Here is a 12248-nt window from a genome sequence, read left to right as displayed (position 1 = left end):
TGGCGACGGAGTCGACCGAAAGGGCCTGCCCCAATCTTAGTGGTCAAAGAAAACGAGGCTGGAGTTGATGAGCTCGGCGATGACTTCGGCATCGTAGGCCCGGCGCAGCGACTCCCGGAAGGATTCCTTGGACAGGGAGCGCGCCAGCGTGGCCAGGACTTCGAGGTGATCGGAAAATGAGCTTGCGGGGGTGGCGATCAGCAGGATAACGGTGGCCGGACCGTCGGCGGCACCGAAGTCCAGGGAGTGGCCGTACTTGGTGATGCCCACGGCGATGGACGTCCGCGAGACGAATTCGCTGCGGGCGTGCGGGAGACCGATCCCGCCCGGCAGGCCGGTGGCGAGCTGGTGTTCGCGGGCGTTGACGTGCTCCAGGAACCGCGGTAAGTCGGTGACCCGCCCGGCGGCGAAGAGGCGTTCTGCGAGTTGCGCCGCGGCGTCCGACTTGCCCGTTGCCTCCAACTCCAGAATCACCAGATCGGAGGTGGTGAGATCGGCATCGTACCGGTCAAGTGGTTCCGCCAAGGCGTGTCCCTTCAGTCAGGAGAAATGCTGGTGTGCGGTGCCGCCTCAGCGCAAAGGGACGATGTCCTCCACACCCAGCCGTGCGGCGTCGGCGGATTCGTCGTCCGGCTGCTGTTGGCTCAGCCGTTCAGCTTCAACGCGTGCTACGTAGTGCTTTATTTCGCTTTCGCGTTGTACATCGCTCCAGCCAAGGACTTCGCCCATCAGTTTAGCGACAACCGGCACGGCCGACACGCCACGGTCCCAGGACTCGATGGAGATGCGCGTCCGCCGGGTCAGGACGTCATGGACATGCCGGGCGCCCTCGTGGGTTGCGGCGTAGACGGCTTCGGCCTGCAGGTAGTCGTCAGCGCCGGGCAACGGCTCCGCCAATTCGGGATTCCGGGCGATGATGTCCAGCACCTCCGGAGTCATGGACCCGTAGCGGTTGAGCAGGTGCTCCACCCGGGCCACGTGCACACCGGACTCTTCAGCCGTCCTGCTCCTGCGGTTCCAGGCGGCCTTGAATCCGCTAGCCCCGAGCAGTGGGATGGTTTCAGTGCAGCTCGCCGGGACGCGCTCGTCCATGGTGCGGGTGGCCTCGTCCACGGCGTCCTTGGCCATAACCCGGTAGGTGGTCCATTTGCCTCCGGCCACCACCACCAGGCCTGGTACCGGGTGGGCCACGATGTGTTCGCGGGACAGTTTCGCCGTGGAATCGTTCTCCCCTGCCAGGAGGGGGCGCAGTCCCGCGTAGACACCTTCAACGTCCTCCCTGGTCAGCGGGCGTTTCAGGACCCGGTTGACGTGTTCGAGGATGTAGTCGATGTCCTTGCTGGAAGCTGCAGGGTGAGCCTTGTCGAGGTTCCAGTCGGTGTCCGTGGTGCCGATGATCCAGTGCCGGCCCCACGGAATGACGAAGAGCACGGATTTTTCCGTGCGGAGGATAAGCCCCACTGTGGACTGGAACCGGTCGCGGGGCACTACGAGGTGGATGCCCTTGGAGGCCCGGACCTTTAACTGACCGCGGTCAGTGACCATGGCCTGGGTTTCATCGGTCCACACGCCGGTGGCGTTGATGACCTGCTTGGCTCTGATGTTGAAGTGCGAACCGTCTTCATGGTTGACCACTTTGGCCCCCACCACGCGTTCACCTTCACGCAGGAAGTCCACCACGGCCATCTGGTTCACGGCATTGGCGCCGTAGTGCGCTGCCGTCCGGACGAGGTTGGCCACGTACTTGGCGTCATCCACCTGGCCGTCGTAGTAGCGGATGGAGCCGATAAAGGCGTCTTTTTTCAGGCTGGGGGCGGCCCTGAGGGTGCCCCGCCTGGTGAGGTGTTTGTGGAACGGTACGCCGCGGCTGTGCCCGCCGGTAATGGACATGGCGTCATAGAGTGCAATCCCGGCGCCCACATAGGGCCGCTCCAGGAACGGTTTGGTCAGCGGATACAGGAACGGCACGGGCCGGGCCAGGTGCGGGGCCAGGACCGAAAGAATCAGGCCGCGCTCGTGCAGCGCTTCCTTTACCAGCCCGAAATCCAGCATCTCCAGGTAGCGCAGGCCGCCGTGGATCAGCTTGGATGACCGGGACGACGTGCCGGCCGCCCAGTCGCTGGCCTCGACTATCCCCACGCTGAGGCCTCGGGTCACGGCGTCCAGCGCCACACCCGTGCCCACGATGCCGCCGCCGACGATCAGGATGTCCAGTTCGTTGCCCGGCTCCGAGGTTGCCCTGAACCTGGCGATCGATGCTTCCCTGGCCGCGGGACCAAGGACCCCGCCTTCGTTTGGAACAGTGTTCACTGAACGCCTCCCTTGCCGCTGCTGCCGGTAGTTAATCCACACTACTTCTTTGCCGCACGGTTGGGCAGGGCAGGTCCACCGAGGGAGGCGCTCCGGATGACGTCAGCGGTAGTCAGCCGATTTCACCTTGAGGTTCTCAGTTACCGGAGTATGGAGAAACGACGACGTCGACGCGCTGGAATTCCTTCAGGTCCGAATAGCCGGTGGTCGCCATCGAACGGCGGAGCGCGCCGATCAGGTTGGATGTGCCGTTGGTGTGGTGGCCGGGGCCGAAGAGCACCTCTTTGAGCGGTCCGACAGTGCCGACGTTGGCGCGGTCACCGCGGGGAAGCTCCAGATGGTGGGCCTCCTGGCCCCAGTGCCAGCCCTTGCCGGGGGCTTCTTCTGCGCGGGCGAGGGCGCTGCCCAGCATCACGGCGTCGGCGCCCATGGCAATTGCCTTGACGATGTCACCCGAGGTGCCCATGCCGCCGTCGGCAATGACATGGACGTACCGTCCGCCGGATTCATCCATGTAGTCACGGCGGGCGGCAGCGACGTCGGAGATGGCGGAGGCCATGGGCGAGTGGATCCCCAGGGCGCGCCGTGTGGTGGCGGTGGCACCGCCGCCGAAGCCGACCAGGACGCCGGCGGCACCGGTGCGCATCAGGTGCAGGGCGGGCGTGTAGCCGGCTGCGCCGCCCACAACCACGGGGACATCCAGTTCGTAGATGAACTGTTTGAGGTTCAAGGGTTCGTGGTCCTTCGAGACATGCTCGGCTGACACGGTGGTCCCTCGGATGACAAAGATGTCGACGCCGGCAGCCACTACGGTTTTGTAGTGTTCCTGGGTGCGCTGCGGGGTCAGTGAGCCCGCCACCGTCACGCCTGCGGCGCGGATCTCGGCGAGGCGGGACGTGATCAGTTCCGGCTGGATGGGGGCGCGGTACAGCTCCTGCATCCGGCCGGTCACCGCGGGGCTGTTGACCTCATCTTCGAGTGCGCCGATTTCGTCGAGGATGGGCTGCGGGTCCTCGTAGCGGGTCCAGAGGCCCTCAAGGTCGAGCACGCCGAGCCCGCCCAGCCGGCCCAAGGCGATGGCCGTCTCCGGGGACATGGCCGAATCCATCGGGGCGGCAATCACGGGCATGTCGAACTTGTAGGCATCGATCTGCCAGGAAACGGAAACGTCCTTGGGGTCGCGGGTACGACGGTTGGGGATAATCGCAATGTCATCCAGGGAGTAGGCACGACGCCCACGCTTGCCACGGCCGATCTCGATCTCGTAAGTCACTGCTCTAGGTTATCCCAGCCGGGGCCCGGACCGTGGACGGCCTGCGGTGGTTGCCGGCACAACGGGCGGCGCCGTCATGAAATAGTTTTGAAGACAGCAATGGACCGGCACAGACTGCCGGTGAACAAAACATCGGGGGACAACATGGCGCCAGGCATCTACGGTGCTGACATGCGCGAGGGTCTGGGTCTCTAGGCCGGCATGCCGACGTCTAATCCCTTCCCGGCCGCCCAGCCCACACATCCTCTCGATTACTGGCTCTCCCCGGAACTTGCCTGGATCAGCCCGCCGAATGCCCCCTCCCGTTTGCGGCAGTTGGCTGACGCCCAAGCCACCCTGGCGGCCGCCTGGAGCAGCGCGATCGGCGGCGGACCTGTCCTGGTCCTGGGTGGCGGGTTCGTCTCGGTCATGTCGGGCAGCATCGCCGGGGTCCTAGTCCTCGGTCTGATGGGCGCAGCTCTTGCCATCCTGGGAGTATTTTCTTGGAGGCGGGTGCGCGCCACACTGCCGAATACTGACCGGCTCCTGATCAGCCGTGGCCCAGGCTCAGCCCGCGGCGGCATCGTGATGGTGTCCGTGCTCGCCACCATCCTGGGCGGGATCCTGGCCACGGCGTTGCCCGGGATCGCTTCCCGGGGAACCTCGACGTTCCTCGCGCTGATGGGCGCCTATCTTCTCACAGTGGTTCTCCTGGTTGCCTGCATCCTCGTCCCTTCTGTTGTATTGGGCAGGGCCCGTCAGTCCTTCCGACGAAGGGTTGAGGCGGACCCTGTTCTCCGCACGGCGGTAGAAGACGATCTGGCCAGGTGGCGCGACCCGTACGGCAACGCGAGTTATGGCCCGCTCTAAGCGTCGAGGCTGAGCTGGGACTCGAACATCCGAAAGTAGCGGCCGCGCAGTGCCACCAACTCCGTGTGGGTCCCCTGCTCGGCGATCTTGCCGTCCTCGAGCATGTAGACGATATCCGCCTTCTCAATGGTGGCGAGCCGGTGGCTGATGGCAATGATGGTGCTGCTGCGGTCCGCGAACAGCCGGGTGAAGATCCGGTGCTCGGCCAGCGCGTCAATGGCGGACGTCGGCTCGTCCATCACCATGAAGGCGGCGTTGCGGTAGAAGTTCCGGGCCATCGCGAGCCGCTGCCACTGGCCGCCGGAGAGCCCGCTCCCCTTCCGGCCGCGCGGATCCTCCATCCAGTTGCTGACGTAGTTGTCCAGGCCGTTGGGCAGCTTGTTGATGAACTCCAACGCTTCGGCGTCGCTGGCCGCCCGGCGGATCCGTTCATCATCCCGGGGCGACTCGACGTCGCCAAAGCGGATGTTGTCGGCAGCAGAGGCGAACTCATACTTCAGGAATTCCTGGCTCAGCACCGCCAGGTGGCGGTGCCAGGACTTTACGTCGACGGCGGCGAGATCGACGCCGTCGAGCATTACCTGCCCTGAGTCCGGCCGGTAGAGTCCCGCGAGGATTCGGATCAGGGTGGACTTTCCCGCCCCGTTCTCACCGACTACGGCGACATGTTGGCCCTCGCGGATAGTCATGTTAATGCCGCGGATCACCTCGGTGTCGCTGCCCGTATAGGTGAAGCGGATGTCCCGCAGTTCCACGGTTTTGGGTGCCTGGAGCAGCGGCGGCGAATGGTCCGAATGCATCGGCATTGCCATAAACAGTTCGTAGTCCTTGAGGTTGGCGAGGTCCTCGTCAATCGAGCTGAGGGAGGAGACCAGGCTGTTGGCTGTGGACAGTGCGCGGCTGACGATCTGCTGGACATAGAGGAACTGGCCAACGGGCTGGGCGCGGGCGATGATCTGGCCCACCACCCAGATCAGGGAGATCACCTCGGCGCCGTACTGCAAGGCATCGGCGGCGAGCTGCTTGGGAATGTAGCGCTTCTGGAAGTCCAGGCGGCGCCGCTCATCAGCGTCGCGCAGCCGGGAACGGAGATCCATCAGGTAGCCCACGATCCCGTAGAGCCGCATCTCGGCGATGTGTTGCGGGCGAAGCAGGTTGGTCTCGATCATCCGCCGCTGCCGGCGGGAGTCCACCTGGGTGTTCCAGTGCGCGATCTGTTCGCGCGAGAGTTTGAATTGCAGGTAGACGCTGGGCACGATCGCCACGAGGACAATCACGGCGATCCACCAGCTGACCAGCATCAGGGCCCCCACGGCCAGGATTACCGAGACCAGCTGGGTGAAGATCGCCGCGATCCGGTCCAGCACGCGGGCATACGAATCGGAAAAGCGCTTGGCCCGGTCGTAAAGGTCCACGGTTTGTTTGTCGTCATAACGCCAAAACTCCAGGGCCAGGAAGCGCTCGTACATCTGGTCACCCACGATGGCGCCTACCTTGAAGCTCATGAGCTGCTGGATGTAGCGGTCCACGCTGCTGAAGCCGCCCCACAAGAGCCCCAGCGCAGCCGTGATGACAACGTACACAATGGCCTGTTGGCCTGCCGCGGAATCCCCGGCGTAGGCGGCCGCCAGCGCCGTCGTGGTCAGCGCTGCGAAGTACGTGGTCACCAGCGGCAGCGTCGCCGAAATGAGCGAGCCGACTACCTTCATCACGACGGCGGCCGACGAGGCCCGGAAGCTGACGCGCAGCACCTTCGCTACGGCCCGGGCGTAGGGCCTCACGGCCAACCGCCGCTGAGGGTCCTTTTTTGGGTTCAGTTCGGCCGGATGGCGTGGTTGGGACATGGCTTCAGCCTAGTTCCATGCCTGGCTACAGACTCTTGCGGCTAGTACTTTTTCCCATACTCATACTCGGGGAAATCGAAACAGGCGCTAAAGCTGTCTATCTGGAGACTTTCTGGCCCGTCCCAGATACCAACGATCAAATGAGTGCCGTCATCATGCAGGATGTCCACTGTGCGGGCCCCATCGCTGTCCGAGTCGTCCTTGACTGTCCAACCTTCAATGTCCTTTGTCCTGTCACGCACCTGATCAAGGAACTTGTCCCTGTCCAGGCCAGGCTGAAGCTCCACCTGCCCGGTGCCGGTCCATTTTTTCTTGTCCCCTCGGCAGTTCAGCAGGCCTGAGGAGTCGTTCTCGAAGACGGTTACCACCAGTTCCTCCGGAACCATTTCAATTATTTGATGCTGGAGGGTCAGCAGTTTCGTTTTTGCCTCGTCCAGAGTCATGTTGGACATCTCTTTATTCGCTTCCTCTACTGCGCACGATGCCAGGCTGACGGCCAGGCTGACGGCAGCGGCGGCGCGCACCCACGCTCCCCGGGCTGCCTTACGTTGCTTAATCACTGGTGAATCTCCTTGCGCACGTCCCTTAGAGCTTGCTCATTTTCCTCGTCGGCGGTCGCAATGAGGCTGTGGTTGTCGATGCTGTATAGCTCTGCCCATCCGTTGCCTCCTGGTGGCTCATACACGTGCTTTTCAAAGGCCGGCTCCTTCATAGGGTAGTTCTCCCCCACAAGCCCGTTCGCTTCGGCGGTCAGCAGGATGTCGGGGTAGGTGAAACTGGAATATTCAGTGCCGGGATCGGGCACCCAGCCAGGAGGCATCGCGGCACCAGACAGGGCGAGGAGCTTGTCGAAGTGGGCACCTTCGATCTCCGCTCCGGTGAGGTTCCGGACTCCCCAGCTGTGGCCCATACCCACGGATAGGGCACCAGCCGGCCGCTCAAGATCCACAGCGTCCTGGAAGGCCTGCAGGACGGGCGCCGAGCCGGCTACGAACTCATCGCTTTTGGCCTCCACCAGGAAGGCCTCGACCGGGTCACCGTCCGGAAACTCCGACCCTTTGTACACGAACGCCGCAGTTTCGCCGGATTTGTCCTCCGCGACCAGGAGGGCTGGCAGCTGTTGCGGTCCACCGTCATAGAACGATGCCTCATTGGTGGTGGTGCCGGGAACGTAGGTGATCACAGTCGTCGTATTCTCGTCATAGGTGCCGATGAGTTCCACGATGGACTGCGCGGCGGGATCATACGCTGCGAGCCGGACCTTCCCGTCGACAACCTTCTGAAGGTAGGTCAGACGATCTTTCCACGCTTCGTGTTCTGCGGTGAACCGTTGCGGGTAGCCTGCATCCATAAACAGCGGGTTGAATACCGGCTCTGGATCATTTTTGTTCAGCCAATCGATCCGATCCTGGGCGTTTGCGCGGTTCGCCTCCACCCGCGAATCAAACGGGATGCCATTCGTGTTGCCGGCTTCGGCCGGGTACTCACGGATGAACGCGTGCTGCTGATCAGCCGTCAGGCCGGACCACCAAGCCTGGATCTGTGCTGCGGATTTACCGTTAAGGTCCGCAGGCCGGGCAGCCCCGGCAGAAGTACCGGACAGACTCGAAGCGGAGCCGAGGCTGTCGGCCGAACTCGCCGCATCCTGCTCGTTGGCGTTCCTGCTCAGCTCTGCGGCCGCGCTGTTGAGAAACACCACGGCATCCTGGAGGACACGGCTGTGGCCGGACTTCCAGTCCTGCCGGAAGTGCTCTGCATCCGGGCCTGGCCAGCGGGTGGACGCGACGCCAGCGTTGAAATCGCTGAGCTGCATCTGCAACGTGGTTCCTGCTGACCGCATCGCCGTCGCCAGATGCCTGAGCTGGCCGACGTCTGCGCCATAAAAACCGTTGGACACGTCACGCCCCCACATTCGATCGGGTAATTACTCCATCGAATATACATGGCGAATTGGGCTCTGGCTGTGGGGACAACTCCCCACAGCCGGGTGGGCCCACGCCGGCAGGTTTCCCTGGCCGAGCTTGCGAGGTGAGGGTGCCGGGTGGGCCCACGCCGGCAGGGTTCCCTGGCCGAAGCGAAGCGAGGTTAGGGTGCCGGTGGGGAGGACTAGCGCGAACCGTAGTTCGGGGCCTCCACGGTCATCTGGATGTCGTGCGGGTGCGATTCCTTGAGGCCGGCCGGGGTGATGCGGACGAACTTGCCGCGGGCCTTGAGCTCCGGGATGGTGGGCGCGCCGGTGTAGAACATGGTCTGGCGGAGGCCGCCCACCAGCTGGTACGCCACTGAGGCGAGCGGGCCGCGGTAGGCGACGCGGCCTTCGATGCCCTCGGGGATGAGCTTGTCATCACCGGAGACGTCCGCCTGGAAGTAACGGTCCTTGGAGTAGGACGTGTTCTTGCCGCGGGACTGCATGGCGCCCAGCGAGCCCATGCCGCGGTAGCTCTTGAACTGCTTGCCGTTGACAAAGATCAGCTCGCCCGGGGACTCATCGCAACCGGCCAGGAGCGAACCCAGCATAACGGTGTCGGCGCCGGCAACCAGCGCCTTGCCGATGTCGCCCGAGTACTGCAGGCCGCCGTCGGCGATCAACGGTACGCCGGCAGGGATGGCTGCCTTGGCGGACTCGTAAATGGCGGTGATCTGCGGGACGCCCACGCCGGCCACCACGCGGGTGGTGCAGATGGAGCCGGGGCCCACGCCCACCTTGATGCCGTCGGCACCGGCGTCGATCAGGGCCTGGGCACCTTCGCGGGTGGCAGCCTGGCCGCCGATGATGTCCACGTGTGCTGTTACGGGATCGGACTTCAGGCGGCGGATCATGTCCAGCACACCCTGGGAGTGGCCGTTGGCCGTGTCAACGAAGAGTGCGTCCACGCCGGCGTCGACAAGTGCCATGGCGCGTTCCCAGCCGTCACCGAAGAAGCCGATGGCGGCACCGACGCGGAGCCGGCCCTCGTCGTCCTTGGTAGCCAGCGGGTACTGCTCGGCTTTAGTGAAGTCCTTGGTGGTGATGAGGCCCTTGAGCCGGCCCTGCTCGTCAACGAGCGGAAGCTTTTCAATCTTGTTTGTGGCCAGCTTGTGGGAGGCTTCCTCACGGCTGATGCCAACATGCCCGGTGATCAGCGGCATCTTGGTCATCACATCGCTGACCAGCCGCAACGGGAAGTCGGCTTCCGGCACAAAGCGGGTGTCGCGGTTGGTGACGATACCGAGGAGCCGCATGCCCTCGTCCACAACGGGGAGGCCAGAAACCCGGTACTGCGAACAAATCTCATCCAGCTCTGCCAGCGTAGCCTCGGGGCCGATGGTCAGCGGGTTGGTGATCATCCCGGACTCGCTGCGCTTCACGCGGTCCACCTGGTCCGCCTGGTCCTGGATGGATAGGTTGCGGTGGATAACACCCAGGCCGCCCTGGCGTGCCATGGCAATCGCCATCCGGGATTCGGTGACAGTGTCCATGGCGGCGGACAGCAGCGGTGTGTGAACGGTGATCCGCTTGGAAATCCGCGAGGATGTGTCAGCCTCGGACGGGATAACGTCCGTGTGGCCCGGAAGGAGCAGGACGTCGTCGTAGGTCAGGCCGATGAAGCCGAAAGGATTGTGCTCGGGCTGGGTCATGAGTGCGCCTCTTACCTTGGTTACGGGTTCACGGGTAGGGGTTGCAGCTAATGACCAGCCCGTCATTACGGGACTGGTCCGTGCAGGGCCTTAGTTATTTCGGGTGCCTCAGGCGCGGTCACCGCGCAGAAAGCTTTGAGTAAATATTAGAACCTCGACGCCGATCCCCCTATTCCGGCAGTCCATTGTGAGCAACGGCACGGTCCCCGCCCGAGGACTCAGCTCCAGCCCGTCGCCGCCAGCATCCGCTCCTCAAACATGGGAATCATGCTTTCCACATAGGTCCGGCTGAGGTGGTTGTCGTCCTTGTACACGTAGACGTTGCCCACCACGGCCGGGCAAATGCCGCCGGCGCAGATGAAATCGCTTAGGTCCATCAGGTGCAGTCCGTCGACCTTCCCGCGGTAACCCTCCAGCGGTGACGGCTCCACCAGCGATTCGTTTAGCGGCGGATTGCAGGCCGGGGTGTCCGCGCTGTGGCGCTGGACGCATTCGGGCATGTTGATGGTGAAGCGCGGGTTGTCCCGGACGCCGACGATCTCGATGCCGGCGTCCGCGATGGGCTGGATGCCTTCGAGGTACGCGGGCACCTCGGTCTCGAACGGGGCTTCCTCATGGGTCAGGGTGGCCACGGTGAAGACGGCATCCGGCCGGTGTTCCAGCACGTACGCTGCGCTGGCCCGGTTGTAGGCGTTGCACTCGGAGGTCCGGGCCTCGGATTCGGCCCCGAAGCGGCAGGCCGGCATCAGCAAGGTAACCAGCTCCCAGCCGCGGGTTTCCGCGATGGGAGCCAGGGCGGCCAGATACTGCTGGGCATGGGAGTCGCCCAAGACAACGATCCGTTTGGTGGGTTCGGCGTCAGGGAGCGCCTGCCGGCACCCTTCCAGCACAGGGTCTTCGGTGGCGTTGGGACCGACACAGGGCGCATTGATTCCGGCCCAGTCGTTGTCCAGGGCTGTGGGGCCAGGAATGATCCGCCCCTGCGGTGCGGGCGCTCCGGCGTTGCCCGGGGCCAGCAGGGCAGCGCCCGGCGTCAGCTCGCGGGGCTGGGCGGCAGTGGCAGCCTCCTCCGCGGTGAGGCTCGTCTGCCAGACCGCCACCGGTCCGGCCAGCAGGGCACAGCAGGCAACCACGACGACGGCGGTGCGCCAGGCGCGCACCTGCGGCCAGCGCCACTCCCGGAGCGGTTTTTCCACAAAGCGGGTGGTGAGGACGGCCAGGACCACCGAGGCGGCGATGATCGCCGCGCCCTGGATGAGGGTGGGTGCCTCGACGCCGGTTGCTGCCAGGGCCAACACCAGTACAGGCCAGTGCCACAGGTAGAGGGCGTAGGAGTTATCTCCCAGGGAAACCAGCGGCTTCCAGCTCAGGAGGCGGTCCACGCCAAACCGGCTTCCGCTTTGTCCAGCCACGATGATCGCCGCGGCAGCCAGCGTGGGCCACAGTGCCACGAAACCCGGGAACGCCCGGTCCACGGTGAGCAACAGGCCGCAGGAGACCATGGCCGCCAGGCCGGCCCAGCCGAGCACCACACGCAAGAGTTTCCCTGGTTTCAGGTGCGGCAGGCTAAGCGCCAGCAGTGAGCCCAGCGCGAATTCCCACAGCCGTGTCCGGGTGTCGAAGTAGGCGTACGCCTGGTTCGTGGCCGTCTGGTCAATCGAGAACGCGAGCGAGGCAACGAGGATCCCGGCGAACGCGGCTGCCACCACGGCCCGATAGCTGGCGTTATACCGGTGCTGGAGGAGCCGCCACACTACAGCGGAAGCGGCAAAGACGAGCGGCCACAGAATAAAGACCTGCCCTTGGATGGACAGGGACCAGAAGTGCTGCAGGGGGCTCGCCGCTGCGTGGTCCTGGGCGTAGTAGTCCACGGCGGTGTCCGCGAGCAGCCAGTTCTGCCGGTACAGCAATGCCGCCCAGGCCTGGTCCAGGATGACGGGCCAGCGGCCTTGCGGGAGGATGAGCCAGGTGCCTGCCAGGACCCCGAGGATCACCACGACGGCGGCCGGCAGCAGCCGTTCGAAGAGGTGCAGCCAATGCCGGAGGAGGTTGAGGGAGGTACCCGCTTCCACTTTCCGGACGAAGGACAGCGTCAGCAGGAAGGCCGAGATCAGGAGGAAGATATCCACCCCGCCGGACACCCGGCCCAGCCACACATGGTAGGTCACCACCATCAGTACGGCGAGCGCGCGGAGGCCTTGGACTTCGGGACGGAACGAGGGCTTGCGTCCACCGTTTCCGGTGTACGGTGCACGGTCCGAAACAGCGTTGAATCTCGCTATCGACACAAATGACCTTTCGGGACCGGCACGGAAAAACATCAACCCTACGGGGTGGGCAGGGGCCAGGACCAA

Annotated in this window: 9 protein-coding genes; 1 reads left to right on the top strand and 8 read right to left on the bottom strand. The window is 64.4% G+C overall.

Translation table 11 applies throughout. The features are described from left to right. Positions 1 to 36 precede the first annotated feature (36 nt). From ACZY1F_RS11040 to ACZY1F_RS11030, 3 genes are all read right to left on the bottom strand, one after another. On the bottom strand, positions 37 to 525 hold the full coding sequence (locus tag ACZY1F_RS11040; protein WP_193342065.1) for a PTS sugar transporter subunit IIA: 489 nt from the start codon (positions 523 to 525) through the stop codon (positions 37 to 39). A gap of 45 nt (positions 526 to 570) precedes the next feature. Beyond that, positions 571 to 2310, bottom strand: coding sequence for a glycerol-3-phosphate dehydrogenase/oxidase (locus ACZY1F_RS11035; RefSeq protein WP_463941729.1), 1740 nt, complete (start codon positions 2308 to 2310; stop codon positions 571 to 573). 136 nt (positions 2311 to 2446) lie between these two features. Beyond that, positions 2447 to 3583: a GuaB3 family IMP dehydrogenase-related protein gene (locus tag ACZY1F_RS11030; protein ID WP_463941728.1), complete on the bottom strand. Its 1137-nt coding sequence runs from the start codon at positions 3581 to 3583 to the stop codon at positions 2447 to 2449. A 201-nt stretch (positions 3584 to 3784) separates the two neighbouring features. Between ACZY1F_RS11030 and ACZY1F_RS11025 the strand changes: the two genes are divergently transcribed. Next, a complete protein-coding gene (locus tag ACZY1F_RS11025) occupies positions 3785 to 4432 on the top strand; it encodes a hypothetical protein (protein WP_463941727.1) in 648 nt (215 codons plus the stop codon). Here the strand turns inward: ACZY1F_RS11025 and ACZY1F_RS11020 are convergent. The 5 genes from ACZY1F_RS11020 to ACZY1F_RS11000 form a co-directional block, all read right to left on the bottom strand. Next, positions 4429 to 6276 (bottom strand): ABC transporter ATP-binding protein, encoded by a 1848-nt coding sequence (locus ACZY1F_RS11020; protein ID WP_463941726.1) that lies wholly within the window; start codon positions 6274 to 6276, stop codon positions 4429 to 4431. The two genes, ACZY1F_RS11025 and ACZY1F_RS11020, sit on opposite strands and share 4 nt — an antisense overlap. A gap of 41 nt (positions 6277 to 6317) precedes the next feature. Beyond that, on the bottom strand, positions 6318 to 6836 hold the full coding sequence (locus ACZY1F_RS11015; protein ID WP_463941725.1) for a hypothetical protein: 519 nt from the start codon (positions 6834 to 6836) through the stop codon (positions 6318 to 6320). Continuing rightward, on the bottom strand, positions 6833 to 8173 hold the full coding sequence (locus ACZY1F_RS11010; protein ID WP_463941724.1) for a hypothetical protein: 1341 nt from the start codon (positions 8171 to 8173) through the stop codon (positions 6833 to 6835). Before ACZY1F_RS11010 ends, ACZY1F_RS11015 begins: the two co-directional genes overlap by 4 nt. Before the next feature lie 209 nt (positions 8174 to 8382). Next, positions 8383 to 9894, bottom strand: a complete 1512-nt coding sequence (gene guaB, locus ACZY1F_RS11005; RefSeq protein ID WP_111906560.1) for an IMP dehydrogenase — start codon at positions 9892 to 9894, stop codon at positions 8383 to 8385. Between the two features lie 218 nt (positions 9895 to 10112). Further along, positions 10113 to 12182, bottom strand: coding sequence for an acyltransferase family protein (locus ACZY1F_RS11000; protein WP_463941723.1), 2070 nt, complete (start codon positions 12180 to 12182; stop codon positions 10113 to 10115). Positions 12183 to 12248 lie beyond the last annotated feature (66 nt).

It is taken from the genome of Pseudarthrobacter xylosi (genome assembly GCF_055412765.1).
The sequence above is the reverse complement of the archived record's forward strand: the minus strand, read 5'-3'. Positions and strand labels throughout refer to the sequence as shown.